The 18864-nt window shown below is 67.7% G+C and carries 11 protein-coding genes; 5 read left to right on the top strand and 6 right to left on the bottom strand.

Features of this window, described 5'->3' with window-relative positions:
• The first annotated feature begins 55 nt into the window (after window positions 1-55).
• On the top strand, window positions 56-2962 hold the full coding sequence (locus ACQY9P_RS12010) for a TonB-dependent receptor (RefSeq protein WP_421739029.1): 2907 nt from the start codon (window positions 56-58) through the stop codon (window positions 2960-2962).
• Between the two features lie 129 nt (window positions 2963-3091).
• On the opposite strand, the gene ACQY9P_RS12005 is transcribed toward ACQY9P_RS12010, so the two are convergent.
• A complete protein-coding gene (locus tag ACQY9P_RS12005; protein WP_421739030.1) occupies window positions 3092-3982 on the bottom strand; it encodes an alpha/beta fold hydrolase in 891 nt (296 codons plus the stop codon).
• A 178-nt stretch (window positions 3983-4160) separates the two neighbouring features.
• Here ACQY9P_RS12005 and ACQY9P_RS12000 point away from each other — a divergent pair, with 178 nt between their 5' ends.
• Both ACQY9P_RS12000 and ACQY9P_RS11995 read left to right on the top strand, forming a co-directional pair.
• Entirely contained in the window at window positions 4161-5027 is an 867-nt protein-coding gene (locus tag ACQY9P_RS12000) for a helix-turn-helix domain-containing protein (RefSeq protein WP_421739031.1), read from the top strand.
• Window positions 5028-5112: 85 nt separating this feature from the next.
• Window positions 5113-6180, top strand: a complete 1068-nt coding sequence (locus ACQY9P_RS11995; protein WP_421739032.1) for a hypothetical protein — start codon at window positions 5113-5115, stop codon at window positions 6178-6180.
• Window positions 6181-6276: 96 nt separating this feature from the next.
• On the opposite strand, the gene ACQY9P_RS11990 is transcribed toward ACQY9P_RS11995, so the two are convergent.
• Window positions 6277-8400 (bottom strand): alpha-glucuronidase family glycosyl hydrolase, encoded by a 2124-nt coding sequence (locus ACQY9P_RS11990; RefSeq protein WP_421739033.1) that lies wholly within the window; start codon window positions 8398-8400, stop codon window positions 6277-6279.
• A gap of 337 nt (window positions 8401-8737) precedes the next feature.
• On the opposite strand from ACQY9P_RS11990, the gene manD reads away from it, so the two are divergent.
• Both manD and ACQY9P_RS11980 read left to right on the top strand, forming a co-directional pair.
• Window positions 8738-9949 (top strand): D-mannonate dehydratase ManD, encoded by a 1212-nt coding sequence (gene manD / locus ACQY9P_RS11985; RefSeq protein ID WP_421739034.1) that lies wholly within the window; start codon window positions 8738-8740, stop codon window positions 9947-9949.
• Between the two features lie 120 nt (window positions 9950-10069).
• Complete coding sequence (locus tag ACQY9P_RS11980; protein WP_421739035.1) at window positions 10070-10819, top strand: FadR/GntR family transcriptional regulator; 750 nt, start codon at window positions 10070-10072, stop codon at window positions 10817-10819.
• A 31-nt stretch (window positions 10820-10850) separates the two neighbouring features.
• On the opposite strand, the gene ACQY9P_RS11975 is transcribed toward ACQY9P_RS11980, so the two are convergent.
• From ACQY9P_RS11975 to ACQY9P_RS11960, 4 genes are all read right to left on the bottom strand, one after another.
• Window positions 10851-11333: a hypothetical protein gene (locus ACQY9P_RS11975; protein ID WP_421739036.1), complete on the bottom strand. Its 483-nt coding sequence runs from the start codon at window positions 11331-11333 to the stop codon at window positions 10851-10853.
• Window positions 11334-11401: 68 nt separating this feature from the next.
• On the bottom strand, window positions 11402-14365 hold the full coding sequence (locus ACQY9P_RS11970) for a glycosyl hydrolase 115 family protein (RefSeq protein ID WP_421739037.1): 2964 nt from the start codon (window positions 14363-14365) through the stop codon (window positions 11402-11404).
• Window positions 14366-16291: a sialate O-acetylesterase gene (locus tag ACQY9P_RS11965; RefSeq protein ID WP_421739038.1), complete on the bottom strand. Its 1926-nt coding sequence runs from the start codon at window positions 16289-16291 to the stop codon at window positions 14366-14368.
• A 139-nt stretch (window positions 16292-16430) separates the two neighbouring features.
• Entirely contained in the window at window positions 16431-18845 is a 2415-nt protein-coding gene (locus ACQY9P_RS11960; protein WP_421739039.1) for a glycoside hydrolase family 3 N-terminal domain-containing protein, read from the bottom strand.
• Window positions 18846-18864 lie beyond the last annotated feature (19 nt).

Genomic DNA, 18864 nt, shown 5'->3' with positions numbered 1-18864 from the left:
GGGCGGCGGCCAAGACGAACGAGCGCGCATGCGCCGTCTCATAGGGGAGAGAAACATGACGTCATCCGCACGCCGTCTATCCGGCCGCCGGCTGGCCCTGATCGGGGCCACTTGTCTGACCACCAGCTTCATCGGTCTCGCCGCCCAGGCCCAGACGACCGCCCCCGCGCCGGCCGACACCGTCGAGGAAGTGGTCGTCACGGGCTTCCGCGCCTCGCTGGCCAACTCGACCAACGCCAAGCGCGAAAGCGTCGGCTTTTCAGACACCGTCTTCGCCGAAGACATCGGCAAGTTCCCCGACCTCAACATCGCCGAGTCGCTGAACCGGATGCCCGGCGTCCAGCTGACCCGCGAAATCAATGGCGAAGGCCTGAACGTCGCCATTCGCGGCCTGGGCACCAACTTCACCAAGGTTCTGCTGAACGGCGCGCAGGCCGCCGTCGCCTCGTCGGGCCGCACTGACAGCCAGAACCAGAACCGCGAAGTGGATCTGGACCTCTACCCGACCGAACTGTTCACCCGCCTGGACGTCAGCAAGACCCCCACGGCCGAGCAGGTCGAGGGCGGCGTGGCGGGCGTGGTCAACATGCGCAGCGCCCGGCCGTTCGACTACAAGTCCAGCGGACAGCTGATCTATTCGCTCCAGGCCGGCAAGAACAACCAGGCCGACGACATCAGCCCGCGCGGTTCGGTGATCGCCAGCAAGACGTGGGAAACCCCGGCCGGTGAGTTCGGCATCCTGGCCGGCGCCGCCTTCGCCCGCAACAAATCGACCACCGAGGGTTTCGAGACCATCGGCTGGACCAATCCGAACCTGGCCTGCACGGGCTGCAACGTGACCGGCGGCAACGGCTTCAACTTCGCCTCCGTCGTTCCGGCCGGCGTCACCAGCAATGGCCTGACGCCCGGCCAGACGATCGACAGCGCCCTGCTGCTCGCGCTCAATCCCGGAACCAGCCTGGTCCAGTTGTCGGACGCGCAGCTGCCGCGTCTGGGCCGCGACAGCTGGAGCTCGGGCTCGCGCAACCGCGACTCGTATCTGGTGTCGCTGGAATACCGTCCGAGCGACGCCCTCAACTTCTATCTCGACACCATGTATTCGAAGGCCGAACGCAAGTTCGAGCGCATCGACATGAACTGGTCGGTGCGAAATTCGAACTTCATGGTGCCGACCGGCGTCAAGGTCGACGGCAACGGTGTCGTCACCGAAGGCACGTTCCTGAACTCGCAGTTCTTCCTCGAATATCGTCCCTATGACGAAAACGTCGAGGTGCTGAACCTGAACCCCGGCTTCAGCTGGCGCGCCAACGACTGGATCAAGCTGGACGGCCAGGTCAACTGGAGCCGCTCGGTCTTCCTGCGCGAAGCCCCGACGGTGCTGTTCAACACCCCGCTGGGCAGCGGCCTGAACGTCGCCTATTCCAACAAGGGCGGCGATCGTCCGACCATCACCCCCAGCAAGAGCCTGAACGACCCGAACCTGGGCTGGGTTTGGGCCGGCGGCCGGACCAACATCCAGAACGAAAAGCGCGTCACCGCCACCAAGGGCGCGCACTTCGACGCCACCTTCGGCGAGGACAAGGCCATCAACTTCAAGGTCGGCGTGGCCTATGACGACGTCAGCCGACGGATCACGGCCATCGACAACAGCGGCCGCTGGCAGACCTTCACCTGCGGCGGCGGCGGCGTGACCCCGCAGAGCCCGGCGCCGTCACCGACCCCGGCCTGTAACGGCGCGGCCGGCTCCGCCGTCCCGGCGGCCAGCCTGGCCAGCTATATCAAGGCCGGCCCACTTGGTTTCATCACGCTGGACAGGGACAAGTTCTTCAGCGCCACCAACTACGACGCGTTCAACGCCTCGGCGCCGTTCTCGTCGTCGGCCGCGACCGGCGCGGCGTCGGGCTTCATCGGCGAGAAGACCACCGGCGCCTATATCGAGATGAACGGCGTCACCCAGATCCTCGATCGCGATCTGCGCTTCAACGCCGGTGTCCGCTATTACGACACCGAACAGACCATCCAGGGCCCGCAGACGGTGAACGGCGTGCTGTCGTTCTTGGAGCGCACCACCAAGTATGACGGCATGCTGCCGTCGCTGAACGCGGCGTGGAACCTGCGCGAAGACATCATCCTGCGGATGAGCGCCTCGCGCACCATCACCCGGCCCAACCCGTCGGCCATGCTGCCAGGCACGACCTTCAGCGATCCCTCGGCCCAGCAGGCCAACCAGGGCAATCCGAACCTGCAGCCCTATCTGTCGAACAATTTCGACCTCGGCGGCGAATGGTATACGGGCGGCGCGGGCTATGTGGGCGTGGCCCTGTTCCGCAAGGAACTGACCGGCTTCACCGTCAACGGCACCAACACCATCCCGTTCCTGTCGCTGGGCGTGCCCTATGACCAGCTGACCAACCTGCAACAGCAGGCGATCACCAACCGGGGCGGTCCCAACGCCGCCACGGTCACGGTCAGCCAGCAGGTCAACGCCGACGGCGTGCTGACCATTCTGGGCCAGGAAGTCACCTGGGTTCAGCCCCTGGACTTCGTGCTCAAGGGTTCGGGCTTCACCGCCAACGCCACACACGTCGAGCAGAACGCGCGCGGCACCGGCGCCCCGGCCTCGGCCGTCGGCATCTCGCCGTGGACCTACAACGTCACCGGCTACTACGAAGATCACGGCGCGACGGTGCGCCTCAGCTATGTCTGGAACGACGCCCAGGTCTCCTCGGGCCCGAACCAGAACGGCATTCCCTTCGCCACCCTGAACACCGACGCCCGCGGCCAGTGGGACCTGTCGGCCAGCTATGAGTTCAAGGGCCTGCCGACCTCGCCGCGCGTGACCCTGGACGTGATCAACATCACCGAAGAGCCGCAGCGCAGCACGTTCGCCTGGGACAACGCCGCCTTCACCTTCTACCAGCCCGGCCGTCAGATCATCTTCGGCATCCGCGGCAAGTTCTAGCGACCTCACGCCGTCGCGAGCGATCGCGGCGGCGACCTCCCCTCCCCCTTCGCGCGGGTCCTTCCCAACGCCGCGTGATATTGACGGCGCATTCCTCCTCGGGGATGCGCCGTTTTTTTGTGGACGGCGCTAGCCGGAGACCCGCGCCGCCGCGCTCTTCACGGCGTCGATGAACGCCGCGTGGACGCCTTCGGGCAGGTCATGGCCCATGCCCTCGATGATCCGCAGTTCGGCGCCCGGGATGGTCGCGGCGGTGTCCCGTCCGCCTTCCACGCGAACCAGAGGATCGGCGTCGCCATGCAGCACCACGGTCGGCGCCGTGATGGTCCCCAGCGCCGCGCGGCGGTCGCCCGAAGCGACGACCGCGCTCATCTGGCGGGCCACGCCGGCCGGATGATAGGCGCGCTCGATGGCCGCCTTCAGCTTCGGCAGCTCCTTGACCGGATCGACGGGCCACGCCGGGCTCTGAATGACGATCTGGGCCTTCAGGGCGTGATCGGCCAGGCCGTCGATATCGGTCGCCGTCGGACGCGAATACAGCACCGCCAGGGCCTCGGGCGTGGCGGGCGGCACGGCGGGGTTGCCGGTCGTCGACATCACCGAGACCAGCGACAGCACCTTGCCGGGATGGCCGGCGGCGAGCATCTGGCCGATCATGCCGCCCATCGACACCCCGACCACATGGGCCCCCTCGACCCCCAGGGCCTCCAGCAGGCCCGCCGCGTCATCGGCCATGTCGGACAGCAGATAGGGCACGTCCGGCGTCTGGCCGTTCATCAGCGCGCCGAACACCGTGGGCAGGTCGGGGACGCCCGCCGCGTCGAAGCGGGTGGATAGGCCGATGTCGCGATTGTCGAAGCGAATGACCCGGAAGCCTTCTTCGACCAGTTGCTCGATCAAGCTCGTCGGCCAGCGGGTCAGCTGCTGGCCCAGGCCCATGATCAGCAGCAGCGGATCGCCGGTTTCGGGTCCGTGGATGTCGTACTCGATCTCGATCCCGTTGGCGGCGACCTTGGGCATGATGGTTCTTTCCGGCTCTTTTGCGGGAGCTTACGGATTTGCCGATCAAGTTCAAACGATCGTTCGCAGTCGCGGATCGAGCGGCATCGAACCCCGCCCCGCCTTCGCGCGCTTTCCATTCCATCAGATCTCTGACCAACATCCCCAGGTAGAGTCGCCAGTTTCCGGGTTCATCGTCTTGTCGATTCCGACGCCGTCCGTTCGCTTCCTGCTGCCGGCTCCAGCGCTGCGTCGCTTCATCACCGCCTACTACTGGGTCGACATCCCGGAGCCCTGCGGCCCCGTGGAAGACCTGCTACACCCCGAATGGGCCAATATCCGCTTTACGGTGTCTGGCGACTGGTCGACGCGGATCGGCGGCGTTGAATACGATCCCGCCCCGACCGCGGCCCTGTTTGGTCCCACCAGCAAGGCCGGGATCGTGCGTGGCCGGGCCGGGACAGTGCTGGGCGTCGGCCTGTTGCCCCTGGGTTGGGCGCGATTCGTCACCGTCGCGGCCAGCGACCTGGCCGACAGGGTCGCGCCTCTGGAGGCGGTGCTGGGCGACCGCGCCGGCCAGATCCTGGACGCCCTGCGCCAAGCGCCGGACGACCGGGCCCAGGCCGACCTGCTGGACGCCCTTTTCACGGCGTTGGACGCCAGCGGGCCCTCCCTCGAGCCTCTGCTGCTGAGGGCTCACGAGCGCCTTCTCGATCCGGCGTTCGACACCGTCGAGGCCATCGCGATCAGTCTCGAACTCTCCCCCCGCCACGTCACCCGTCTCAGCCTGCGGATGTTCGGCTTCGCGCCCAAGCTGCTGATCCGCCGGCAGCGGTTCCTGCGCACCCTTCAGGCCCTGCGCGAACGGCCCGACGCCACCCTGGGCGAGGTGATCGACGACGGCTATTTCGACCAGTCCCACTTCACCCGCGACTTCAACCATTTCATGGGCATGGCCCCCTCGCGCTATTTCGCCCTGCCCCACGCCATGCTGGGTCCTGCGGCGCGTGGAAGACTGGCGGCCCTGGGCGCGGCCTATCAGGGACTGCACGCCAGGCTGCGATAGCGTCGCCGCCTTCACGATGTCCGATTTTTCCAAGTGGCCCTGATAGGTCCTCGCTATCCCGGCGGCTCACCGCTGGAGAGACATGATGAGCTTCTGGAATCCGCTGCGCGCCGGCCTGGCCTGCGCTGTATTGGCCGCCGCCCCGGCCGCCCACGCCGCCAAGCCGTTGATCAATCTGGGCCCCAAGACCGCGTCGGCGGCCGCGCCGATCGAGTTCGCCGCCGGCGATGATCTGTCCAAGGCCGGACCCGGCCTGATCTGGCAGAACGAGAAGAACGGCGTCAAAGGCCTCAGGCAGGTGGTGATCGCCTCTTTCCAGGTCGAGTTCGTGATGAACGCCTCGGCCGCCTCGACCGGCTCCAGCTTCCAGCAGTCCAAGGTCAGCTACACGCTCTCGGGGCCCAGCCCGGAGGACATGCAGGCGATCACCGACGCCTATTACGCCAAGTTCGTCGAGCAGCTGGCCGCCACCGGCGTGACGATCATTCCGCTGCAGGACGCCCTGGCCCGCAGTCCGGGCATGGTGCGACTGATGAACATGGCCAAGCCCGCGCCCTATATCCGGGGCGGCGCAAACCGCAGCGGCTTCTACTCGCCTCCTGGCTACAAGTTCTACTTCACGCCCCTGGACGGCCGCATCAGGGGCGTGGGCGACAGCATGACCACCACCGGCTCCTTCGTGCCCGAGGAAATGGCCATGAAGGAGCTGGACGCCGGCGTGCTGGGCGTGCGGATGGTGGTCGACTTCGCCGAGATCGAGGCGCGCGGCCGGGGCGTGCTGGGCATGCGCCCGCCGACCGCCCGGGTGAAGAGCAAGGCCAATGTCGCCCTGCTGCCGATCGACACCCAGCTGTGGGTGCTGACCCCACAGGCCAAGTCGACGATGATGGACCAGGGCCACCGCGCCCGCTACGCCCTGACCAGCCCCATCGTGATGCCGGACTCCATCGTCTCGGCCGACGACACCACCACGCGGAGCAGCAAGATCGGCGACGGCGTGGCCAGCGCCATCGGCATCATGGCCGGGGTCGGCGGCCAGAAGACCCGGACCTACGAGGTCACCGTCGATCCGGCCGTCTGGAGCCGGGACGTTTCGGCGGCGATGAACGAGGTCGGCAAGGTGATGATCGCCCGGCTGAACGCCGATCGCTGACCGCAGCCTGCCCTCCCGGAGGGACGGTGAGCCGCGCGGCGAATGGATGAGCGGGTTTCGCCCACTGGGATGCTCCTCATCCATCATCCGCCTTCGTCAGATTCCCGGCGCGTAGGGGAAGCTCAGCCCCTCGTAGTACTCAAGGCTATGTGGAGGCGGGGCCTCTCCCGCCGGCAGCGGGCGCTTCGAGAACGACTGGAACCAGGCGACGGACGCATCCCGCCACCACTGGGCCTCATGCTTCTGGATGGCCAGGAAATCGGTCACCTGGCCATGGCGTTCGGCGTCCACATAGGGGGCCATCCCCGCCCAGGTGCGGCCCATGGCGTCGACCGCCGAGACGCCTCGCGAATAGTGGGTGACCAGGCCATCCCACAGGGTCTGGCCCGACTTCAGGCGATAGTCCCAGGACAGGTGGTGGAACCACAACAGGTCCTTCTCGTCGACGCACTTCAGGTCGGCGAAACAGGCCCCCACCGGAGGGGCGTATTGCGCCACCGCGTTGCTTCCCGTGGCGGTGCGGTCAAAGCCCAGGCCGTCCGGCCCGGCCTTTGCGTAATAGACGCTGGTCCAGTCGGCGCGCTCGCCGCCGCTGACCCAGGGGCCGGGGCCATAGTGGTGGCTGCGGCCCATCTGGTGGTGCAGGCCCAGCGGCGTCATGTAGTCGACCACCGTCTCGCGCGAGCCCATCATCATGTCGACGACGGGCGCGACGAAGCGCTTGTCGTTGCTGAAGGTCATCCTGGCCCAGTCGGCGGCGATGTCGCGCGTGGAGGCTTCGGGGTCCCAGGCCAGGCGACCAAAGACGTACCAGTTGGCCTGATCGAACTGCGAGCCGCTCCAGTTACGGTCGGCGCCGATATTGGCTACCCCCGCCATGACGGTCAGCTTGCGGCCGTCCAGCGAGCCGTCGACCACCTTGGCCACGGTCGAGCCCTTGCCGTGGGCCATCGTGTCCGAGCGCAGGGTCTCCTCGTAGAGCGGCCCCAGATAGACAAGGTGGGTGGCGAAGCCGAGATATTCCTTGGTGATCTGGAACTCCATGCCGAGATTGGTCTTGGGCATGGCCCCGAACAGCGGGTGGAACGGCTCGCGCGGCTGGAAGTCGATCGCGCCGTTCTTGACCTGGATCACCACATTGTCGCGGAACTGGCCGTCGAACGGCTTGAACTCGGAATAGCCCTGCTTGGCGCGGTCATCGGGCTGCTCGTGGGAATAGACGAAGGCCCGCCAGATCACGACGCCGCCGTGCGGACCCACCGCGTCGGCCAGCATGTTGGCCCCGTCGACATGGGTGGCGCCATAGTCCTGCGGCCCCGGCTGCCCCTCGGAATTGGCCTTCACGAGGAAGCCGCCGAAGTCGGGAATGACCTTGTAGATCTCGTCGGCCTTGGCCTTCCAGAACGCCTTCACGGCCGGATCGCGCGGATCGGCGGTCTTCAGGCCGCCGATCTCGATGGGCGAGGAAAAGCGGGCCGACAGATAGACCTTGATGCCATAGGGCCGGAACACGTCGGCCAGCGCGCCCGCCTTGGCGATATAGGGCGCGGTCAGGCTCAGGGCCTTGGCGTTGACGTTGTTGAGCACCGTGCCGTTGATGCCGATCGAGGCGTTGGCGCGGGCGTAGTCCACGTAGCGCGGATCGGCGCTGTAGTCGGGCAGCTTCCACCAGTCCCAGACCGACTGGCCCGCATAGCCGCGCTCGACGGTGCGATCCAGGTTGTCCCAGTGGTTCAGCATCCGCAGCTTCACCTTGGGGGCGTCGCTGATGTTCAAGTTATCCACAGGCTGGCGGGTCTGGATCAGCGAGAGGTAGCGGAACACGCCATACAGGGCGCCGACATCGCGATTGCCGGCGATCACCGTGGTCGTCTTGCCGTCCACGGTGACGGTGCGGATCAGGTAGCCTTCGTCGCCGGCGGCCTTCAGCGGCAGGGTCAGCCTGGCGATGGCGGGCGAGCTTTCCGGCGTGCCGATCAGGATGACGCGGTCAGCCTGCGCCGAGGGCGCGCCGATCAGACCCGCGAGGCCGCGCTCCAGCTCGGCGCGGGCCACCTTCAGGGTCGGGGTGTCGGCCACCGGCGCGATGGCCGCGGGGGCGTAACCCGCGCTGGCCTCGACCGGCCGATAGCGCAGCCACAGGTCATGCCCGTCCTCGGCGCGGGCGACGGGGGCGACGGCGAGGCCGGCCAGCAGGCAGATGACGGTCAGCAGGCGCATCGTTCACTCCCAGACAGTTTTTCTTCCGCTCTTCCCGGCGAGATCCAGATTGATCCAGAGCGGTTGGGGTGGGCGCGGCTTCGGCCTCGCAAGCTCACCATCGCTCAGGGGTTCGATCTGGGCCCCGGCTTGCGCCGGGTAGAGCGGTTTCTTTGAAACTTTGATCCACCCGATCGGAAGAGGTCGGGACACCGAACACATAGTGGTCTGACCTCGTGGTTGACAACCCATCCCCCACCGTTAAACCGATGATCGGGAGGGAACCCCTCACGACGCCGCGCAGGTCTGCCGCGTCGCGTCTGGTCGCCTTCCTGTTGGCCCCAGACGAAAGCGTCCCATGTCCAAGATCATCGCCGCCAAGACCATCGTGACCTGCCCGGGCCGCAATTTCGTGACCCTGAAGATCATGACCGAGGACGGGACCTACGGGATCGGCGACGCCACGCTGAACGGCCGCGAGCTGGCGGTCGAGGCCTATCTGACCGAGCACGTCATCCCCTGCCTGATCGGCCGCGACGCCCACAACATCGAGGACGTCTGGCAGTTCCTCTACAAGGGCGCCTACTGGCGTCGCGGGCCGGTGACGATGTCGGCCATCGCCGCGGTCGACATGGCGCTGTGGGACATCAAGGGCAAGGTCGCCGGCCTGCCGGTCTATCAGTTGCTGGGCGGGGCCTGCCGTACGGGCGTGATGGTCTATGGCCATGCCAACGGCGAGACGATCGACGAGACCCTGGCCAACGCCGCCGCCTATGCAGAGCAGGGCTACAAGGCCATCCGCCTGCAGTCGGGCGTGCCCGGCATGAAGGGGACCTACGGCGTCTCCAAGGACAAGTTCTTCTACGAGCCGGCCGACAGCGACCTGCCCAAGGAAACCATCTGGTCGACCGAGAAATATCTCCGCGCCGCCCCCGAACTGTTCAAGGCCGCCCGCGAGCGGCTGGGCTGGGACGTCCATCTGCTGCATGACGTCCATCACCGCCTGACGCCGATCGAGGCCGGTCGCCTGGGCAAGGACCTGGAGCCCTACCGCCCGTTCTGGATGGAAGACTGCACACCGGCCGAGAACCAGGATAATTTCCGGCTGGTGCGCCAACACACCACCACCCCCCTGGCCGTGGGCGAGGTGTTCAACTCGATCTGGGACTGCAAGCAGCTGATCCAGGAACAGCTGATCGACTATATCCGCACAACAGTTGTGCATGCGGGGGGCGTCACCCACCTGCGCAGGATCGCCAGCTTCGCCGACCTCCACAACGTCCGCACGGGCTGCCACGGGGCCACCGACCTGTCGCCGGTCAGCATGGCCGCGGCCCTGCACTTCGACCTGTCGATCCCCAATTTCGGCATCCAGGAATACATGCGCCACACGCCGGAGACCGACGCGGTGTTCCCGCACGCCTACACCTTCGACGACGGCATGTTGCACCCGGGCGAGGCGCCGGGCCTGGGCGTCGATATCGACGAGACCCTGGCCGCCGGCCATCCCTACAAGCGCGCCTACCTGCCCGTGGCCCGCCGTGAGGACGGCTCGATGCACGATTGGTGAAGCAGGAGCGTAAAGCGGCGCGTCACCGGTGAAAAGGCGAGCGGATGTCGAGAATCTGCGTGATACTTGATGTGACCGACCTGAACCGGCCCTCGGGCCGCACGAGACCTGAATTCGTCCATGGCCGACAACGTCAAGCTCTACCGCCGTATCGCCGACACCGTGGCCGACGCCATTGAGGCCGGACAATACAAGCTTGGCGACCGCCTGCCGACCGAGCGTGAACTGGCCGAGCAGTTCGGGGTCAGCCGCCCTACCCTGCGCGAGGCGATGATCGCCCTGGAAATGCTGGGCATGATCGAGGCTCGCCACGGCCTGGGCATCTATGTCACCAGCAGCGCCCGCCCGGCCGCCCCGAACCATGAGCTCGATTTCGAGATCGGCGCCTTCGAGCTGATCGAGGCCCGCCGCCTGTTCGAGGGCGAGGCAGCCGCCCTGGCCGCCACCAGCATCGACGACGAGCAGCTGGCCCAGCTTGAAGCGCTGATGGTGCGCATGCACGAGGAAGAGGAAATCGCCGGCGAGGACGCCGACCGCGAGTTCCACATGATCATCGCGCGGGCCACCGGCAACGGCGCGATCATCGCCACGATCGAGAACCTGTGGGACTGGCGCAACCGCTCGCCCCTGGCCCGCAACATCCTCACCCGCGCACGCGGCATGGGCCTGGAGCCGCGGATCCACGAGCACAAGCGCGTCTTCGACGCCCTGAAGGCCCGCGACCCGCACGCCGCCCGCCAGGCCATGCGCGACCACCTTGAGCGGGTGATCGAGCACCTGCTGCACGCCACGGAAACCGAAGCCGTGCAGAAGGCCAAGCTGGAAACCAGCGCCCGCCGCAGCGCCATCGCCAAGCGAGTGGCGATCTAGGCGCCCTGGCGCGCTCTCCTTTTCCCCGACCTCACTTCATCGGCAGCCGGTCGATCAGCACGCAGATCGGCTTGCCGTCGGCGATGGCGATGCGAAGCGAGCGGCCGGTGGGCTGGGCGAAGAAGGTCTCCACCGCCCCGACGGTCACGCCCACGACCTGGGGGCTGCTGAACTGGCAGACAGGATAGTCCCGACGCCCCTTGCCCAGGTCGTAGCGATGGCGAACACACTCGATGAAGCCCGAGCGACGCTCGAACTTCGCGCCCTCGAAGGTAGCGGCCATCGGCGGGCGGGCGCCGCGCAGGGTCTGGGCGTCCGAGGACGGGCAACGCGCTCCGTTCAGGCTCCAATAGGTGTCCTCGATCGCGTCGGCCTGCTTCTGCTTGAGCGTCCAGCTGACCAGCACCACCGCCGCCAGGCCGATCATCACAGCGGCGATGATCACCAAGTCCAGTGGCCGGCGACGCGGCGCCACTTTCAGCGTGCTGATCATGCCGTCGGGTTCTTGGGTCATACGAGGCCTCCCCCTGGACGATAGAGGAGGTTAGATGACACTGTCACGTTGGAATTTACAGCTCTAATTTATCGCCTGCTTTCCACGGGTCCCAGATAGCTGCCGCCCAACGGCAGGCGCGACAGCACCAGCCGCTCGAACACCACGCCCGGATCCACTCGCCATAGCTTGACGCGGTGCGCTCCGGCCGAAGGGATCTCCAGGCGTGTCGTCAGGACCCGGACATTGTCGGCCACGGCCTTGTTCCAGGCGCGCTCGGACGCGTCGGGGATGGTGTTGACCACCACCGGCGCCGCGTCGTCGATCGACACCGCGTAGCGCAAACCCTTGTCGCCCCGGGAATCCAGGCTGGGCGCGACGAAGACCGTCAGGTCGGTCGGGCCGGCCTTCTCGAAGTCGACCAGATACTCCAGGGCCGGGCCCCGGCCGGGGATGCTGGGCGCAGCGGTCGTCGGATAGGCGGCCACGCCCGACAGGGTGCGGCCCAGGTTCGGAATGGTCTTCCAGCCGACGCCGTCGGTCGCCGTCGCGCGGACATAGTGCTGGGCCTCGATGGCGACGATCCCGCCCGCCTCGATGAAGGCGCCCTTGGCGATCTTTCGCGCGGGGTTGTCGATCACGGCGGTGATCGTGAAGGTGTTCATTCCCCCCTTGATGGTGATCGGCGCGCGGACCAGACCCTTGGGAGCCTTGGCCCAGTCCACCGAGACTTCCAGGCGCGTATCGCCTGTCGGATCGGACGGCCCGCGCGCGACCTTTAGCCAGGGCGCGCTGACGGCGACCTCGAAGAGGGTCGGCGAGAAGCCCGCGTCGAAGACGTCAATCCAGCGCGACGGCGCTCCATAGCGGTGCAGAACCGGCAGCTCCGCCACCCCGGTCACCGCCGCCTCGCGCCCCTCTATCGCCACCCCGATCCTGGGGATAGGCGCGCGCGGCGGACTGGGCCGCTCGACGGGGGGCATGATGTTGCGATCGGGCTGCTGCCAGTTGGTATAGCCGATATGGGTCTGGTCCATCATGTGGACCCATTTGCCGTCGGCGATCGCGTCGTGCTGGCGCGTCAGCTCGGCGTCGGTCTTGAACAGCGCCTCGACCCGGTCGGCCTGCGCGTAGGCCGCCCCGATCCTTCCCTGAGCGGCGTACAGCCGGTTCCGGCCGGCGGCGATGTAGAGACGGTTCAGGTTGGCGCTGGCCTGGACCGGAAACCAGACCAGCTGGAAGAAGGCGGCGTCGGCGGTCTTGGGCAGGGTCGCGCGAACAGCGTCGGCGCGGTTGGCCAGGTCGGTCCACTCGCCCTCGACCCGCTCGGCCTCGCGGTCGTGGATCAGGCTGAAGGTCGAGGGATCGATCAGCTCGGGCTTCCGCCGCGCATTGAGCTTGGTGTAGCCGTCCAGCAGCGCTGCGATCTCGACCGCGTGCTCGGGCCCAAACTGCGCCGCCGCCCAGTCGCGGGTGTAGGTCGGCAGCTTTTCCAGCGTGATGGCGTCGGGGTTCCAGGCATAGTCGAGGAAGAACTCGGTCGGCAGCTCCATGGGCTTCAGGTCGCCGACATTGACGATCCACAGGCGGTCGGCCCCGTAGTCATCGGCCAGCTTCATCTGCTCCCAGACCCGCTCGATCTGGTTGGTGTTGAGCCACTTGTAGTTCCGGGGGCCGCCGACATAGTCGAAGTGATAGTAGACGCCATAGCCGCCCGGCCGGGTCTTGCCGGGTTCCGGAAGCCGCCGGATGTTGCCCCAGTTGTCGTCGGCGAACAGCAGGGTCACGTCGTCGGGAACGCGCATGCCGGCGTCGTAATAGTCCTGCACTTCCTTGTAGAGCGCCCAGACCTGGGGGGTCTTCTCAGGCGGCTTGCCCGTCACCTCGCCGATGATCTTGCGCTGGTCGGCGACGATGGTTTCCAGCAACTTGGTGGCTGTGCCCTCGCTCATCGGCTCGTCGCCATCGCCGCGCATGCCGACCGTCACCAGGCTCTCGTTCGTCCCCATGCGGGTGACGCCCTCGCGCCAGAAGTCGCGCAGTTTCTCCGGGTTCCCGGCGTAGTCCCAGCGACCAGAGCCGTAGCGCTCCCACTCGATGTGGGCCCGCATCATCGGCTCGTGGTGGGAGGTTCCGATGACCACCCCCATCTCGTCGGCCAGCGGCGCGTTCAGCGGGTCGTCGTCATAGAGCGCCTTGCCCCACATCGCCGGCCACAGATAGTTGCCCTTCAGACGCAGGATCAGCTCGTAGACCCGCTCATAGAAGGCGTGGTTGAAGCCGCCGAAGGTCTTGTTGGCCCAGCCGTACAGGGCCGGGTTCTCGTCATTGAGGAAGATGCCCCGGTACTTGACCCTGGGCGTCTGGACGTTGGCGCCGGGAGCTACGAAGAGGTCCTTGCGAGCAGTGATCGGGACGTCGGCCCACCAGGCCCAGGGGGACACCCCCGCCCGTTCGGACAGGTCATAGGCGCCATAGATCGCGCCGCGCTTGTCGGCGCCGGCGATGACCAGGGCCTGTTTCACGCCGGGTCGCGGGTTGTCGACCACCTGCTGGACGAAGCCGTCCCACTGCCCCGCCACCTTCGAGACGTCCAGCTTGCCAGAGGCGATCAGGGCGTCGATGGCCGCGCTCTTGCCGATGGCGCCGATGATCACGACGGGCGCGTCCTTGGCGGGCGCGGCGCCGCCGGACAGCTTGGCGAGATCGGTCCTCAGGTCGGCGACGGCGCGCAGGACGCCGGGATAGTCGGTGACATCGGCCTCGATACGGGCCGGCTGGCCGTTGGCGATCAGGGCGAAGGCGCCGGGGGCCTGGGTCACGGTGATCGCGGCCGGCTCGGCGGCATGGGCGGCGGTCGGCGCGGCGAAAGCGACAGCCGTGGCCGGTGCGCCGGCGAGAACCAGCGCCGCGATCGCCGGCCAGATCCCCCTACCCCGCTCTCCCCGGCGAAAGTCGGGGTCCAGATCGAACCCACCCCCGTGACCGGACTTGGCCCGGTCAGAAGGCGCATCAGCCCGGCTTTCGGCGGGGAGAGCGGAGCTAGAGGACACCTACCGAACCGCCATCTCGAACGGCACGGCGGGCAGGCCCGCGCTGTCGAAGAGGTTGAAGGTCGGGCTGTCGGCCCAGGCGAAGCGCACCTTGGCGGGCGAGGCTCCAGCGGGAACCGTCACCACCACGGTCGAACCGTCGATCCGCGCGTCGGACCAGCGGCAGGCGCCGGCGGCGTCGCACAGCTCAAAGCCGATCGCCCGGTCCGAGCCGCGCGTGACCAGCTTGCCGCCGATCTGCTCGAAGGCCACGACCACCGTGTCGCCCACGCGCTTGGCAGACACCGGAGCGGGGCCGGTGGTCACGGCGTCACCGGCGATGCGCCGGGCGGCCAGGGCCATGCGGCGCCCCACCTCCTGCTTGTTGCCCGGGTGGATGTCGTAGGGATCGCCGATGTCGGTGGTGACGGCCAGGCCCGCATGGGCGTCGGCGACCACAGCACGGCGCTGGGCCTCGCGCAGGGCGGCCGTGGCCGAATTGACCGGGGTGGTCGCCCAGGCGCCGTAATTGGCCAGCTGGGTGACCAGCACCGGCATGTCCGGGGTCTGCCCCTCGCGCCGCTCGGCCATGAAGGCGGTCAGCAATGGGGCGTAGGTCTTGTCGCGGCCGACATTGGTCTCGCCCTGGTTCCAGGCCATCCCTTTGAAGGCGAAGGGGCCCATGGGCGCGAGCATGCCGTTATAGAGGGTGGAGACCCCGGCCAGGGTGTCCCACGGCGCCCGGGGCTGGTCGTCGCCCACGCGGGGTTCGATGCGGTAGGTCCACGCGTCCAGCGGCAGGCGCACGCCATCGGCCAGCACCAGGGCGCGCTTGGCCGGGTCGCCGTACATTCCGCCATTGGCGTAGGTGTCATAGGCCGACACCACGATGGTGTTCCTGCCAGCTTTCAGCGTTCCGGCCGCCAGCGGATAGGATCGGTCCAGCCAGGCGCCCGAGGTCGCGCCGACGCCGACGCCGTTGAGATAGGTGGTGTCCATCTCGTCGACCTGGCCGACGTTCAGGGTCGCGGCCTGGCTGGCCTGGGCGGCGGTCAGCTCGACCTCGGCCTTGAACCAGACCACGCCGTTGAACTCGGCCAGGACGGGCACGCCCCAGCGCTCCCAAACGCCCAGGTCCTTGGGCGCGGGGGTCCAGGGCCCCGCCCCGGTCCAGGGGGCGATGGCGGCCTCGCCCGGATGCTTGGGCGCCCACCAGGCCTTGATGGTCTCGCCCCAGCGGCGGCTGGCGGCGACGGGATCGGTGGTCGACAGGTTCAGGGTGGCGATGGCGTCGTCATAGCCGCCGACCTTGCGCAGGGCCGTCGGCGTCATCCAGGCCTCGATGCCAGAGCCGCCCCATGACGCATGGACCAGACCCAGAGGGACCTTCTGGGTCTTCTGCAGCTCGCGAGCGAAGTAGTAGCAGACGGCCGAGAACTGGCCGACGGTCTGCTTGTTAGTCGGCTTCCAAACCGGCGGCTTGGCGAAGCTGGCCTTGGGCGCGCGGCCGTCGGCCTTCTCGATCGTCACCATCCGGATCGCGTCATTGGGCGCGCCGTTGTTGATCTGGTTCCAGGCGTCATTGGCCGCCTCGACCTTCAGCTCCATGTTCGACTGGCCCGAGCACAGCCAGACATCACCGGTCAGCACGTCGCGAACGGTCTGGGTCGCGGTCGCGGTCGCGACGGTCAGGTCGTAGGGACCGCCCGCCGGGGTCGCCGGCAAATCGAGACGCCAGGCGCCCTTGGGGTCAGCCGTGGTCGTGGCCGTCTTGCCTGCGAAGGCGGCGGTCACCGTCTCGCCCGGCCTGGCGGTTCCGAACACCGGCAGGGGCCGGTCGCGCTGCACCACCGCGTGGTCGGAGAACAGTGCGTTCAGCAGGTCCTGGGCGGCGGCGGGGCTGGTCAGCAGGGTGGCCGCGGTCAGCGCGAGGATCAGGCGACGCATGGTGTTCACTCCCAGCAAGATAGATCCTCCCCCGCCGGGGGAGGTGGCCCAGAGGGCCGGAGGGGGCTAGCTCGGCATATGCCGTGAAGGCCCCCTCAGTCGCTCCGCGACAGCTCCCCCAGAGGGGGAGCATCCGCCATCAGGCCACAGTCAGCGTGGCCTTCTTCAGGTCTACCGAATTGGGCCCGACCATGATCTGGAAGGCGCCCGGCTCGACCACGCGCTTCATGTCCAGGTTCCACAGCGACAGGTCGGCCGGGGTGATCTCGAAGGTCACGGTCGTCTTGGCGCCGGCCGCCAGGGTGACGCGCTTGAAGTGCTTCAGCTCCAGCAACGGACGGGTCACAGAAGCGGCCACGTCGTGGATATAGAGCTGCACCACCTCGTCGCCGGAGACCTTGCCGGTGTTGGCGACATCGACCTCGACGGTGACCTTCTCGCCCTGACCGATGCTGGCCTTGGCCAGGCGCGGAGCCGAGATGTCGAAGCTGGTATACGAAAGGCCAAAGCCGAACGGATAGAGCGGCGTCGTCTTCTCGTCGAACAGATAGCCCCGGCGCGAGGTGGGCTTGCGGTTGTAGAAGATCGGCAGCTGGCCCACGCCGCGGGCGATGCTGACCGGCAGCTTGCCGCCCGGATTGGCGCGGCCGAACAGGATGTCGGCGGCGGCGTTGCCGGTCTGCTCGCCCAGGTACCAGCCCTCGACCAGGGCGTCGGCGCGCTCGGCCAGCAGATTGACCGACAGGGGACGGCCGTTGAGCAGGAACACCACGGTGGGCTTGCCCAGGTCGAAGATCGCCTTGGCCAGATCGTTCTGTTGGCCGACCAGGTCGAGGCTGTCGCGGTCGCCCAGGTGATTGTCGGCCCAGGCCTCGCGGCTGGTCTGCTCGTTGTCGCCCAGCACCATCACGACGACGTCAGCCTTTTTCGCCACCTCGACCGCCTCGGCGATCAGCCTGGCGTTCTCGGCGGGATCGACGGCGTCGACCGGATCGGCCGACCACGACCGGCTCTTGGTGATGCGGACGGCCTCGGCATAGTCGAGGGCGAAGCCTGCGGCCTTGGCCTCGGCGGTAAGGCCCTCGTGGATCGAGACCACATGCTTGGGCACGTCCGAATAGCCGCCGATCGGGGTGTCCTTGGCGTGCGTCCCCAGAAGGGCCAGGCGCTTGATCTTCTTGCCGTCCAGCGGCAGCACGCCCTTGTCGTTCTTCAGCAACACCACCGCCTTGCGGGCGGCTTCCCGCGCCAGGGCGATGGCCTCGGGGGTGTTGTTCTTGGCGTCGGCGGTCTTTTCATCCGTATAGGGATTTTCGAAGAAGCCGCCCTCGAACTTCATCTTCAGCACGCGCGAGACGGCGGCGTCGATCGCGGCCAGGGGCACGCGACCTTCTTTCACCAGCTTGGGCAGCAGGGTGTAGGTCTCGCCGTCGGGCAGCTCCACATCGACGCCGGCGTGCAGGGCCATCACGGCCACGTCCTCGAGCTTGTCGCTCAGCTGGTGGCGCGAGGTCATTTCCTTGATGGCGAAATAGTCGCTCTGGACCGAGCCCTGATACCCCCACTCCTCGCGCAGCACCTTGGTCAGCAGCCAGTGGTTGGCGTGCGAGGGCACCCCGTCGATCTCGTTGTACGACGGCATCACCGAGCGCACCGGCAGCTCGGTCACCGCCCGCTCGAACGGCGGGAAGAAGTTCTCGCGCAGGGTGCGTTCGGCGATCTGGGCCGGGCCGACATTGGTGCCGTTCTCGGGCTGGCCGTGGCCGGTCATGTGCTTGAGGGTGACGAACACCTTGTCCTTGGCCAGCGGCAGGGTCTTGCCCTGGAAGCCGCGAATGGCGGCCAGGCCGATCTCGGCGCACAGGTGCGGATCCTCGCCATAGGTCTCCTCGATCCGGCCCCAGCGCGGATCGCGGGCCACGTCGACCACGGGGGCCAGGGCGATGTTGGAGCCGCGCGCGCGCATCTCCTTGGCGGCCAGCGAGAACACCTTCTCGACCAACTCGGTGTCGAAGGTGGAGGCCAGGGCGATGGCCTGCGGGAAGCTGGTGGCGTCGCGCGCCACGTAGCCGTGCAGGGCTTCGTCATGCATCAGCATGGGAATGCCCAGGCGGGTGTTCTCCATGGCCCACTTCTGGGCGGCGTTGGTGTAGCGGGCGGTCTCGACGGCGTTGCGGCCCTTGGTGCCGTCCTCGGCTCCGGCGGCGGCGCCCACCACGGCCACGGGCTTGAGGCCACGGCGGTCGGTGGGACGCGAGATCTGGCCCAGGCCGTTGGGGAAGCTCTTGCTGGCGGCCGCCGGCGAGAAGTCGCCTTCCGGCGTCTGGATGGCGGCCTTGGTCAGCCAGATACCGACCAGCTGGGCGGCCTTTTCCTCGAGCGTCATGCGGCCCAGCAGGTCCTTGACCCGGGCGTCGACGCTGGCGGTCGGATCCTTGTAGAGCGGCTTGTCGCCGGCGGTCTTCGGCGCGGCCAGCGACAGGCCCGGCATGGCGGCGGCCGTCAGGGCGGCCAGGCTGACGCCCAGCGTGCGGCGGGTGATCTTGGTGGTCATCTGGTTCGTTTCCCCGAAG

Origin of the sequence: Caulobacter sp. (assembly GCF_965279145.1) — a bacterium.
In the GTDB taxonomy this organism is placed as follows: domain Bacteria; phylum Pseudomonadota; class Alphaproteobacteria; order Caulobacterales; family Caulobacteraceae; genus Caulobacter.
The sequence above is the reverse complement of the archived record's forward strand: the minus strand, read 5'-3'. Positions and strand labels throughout refer to the sequence as shown.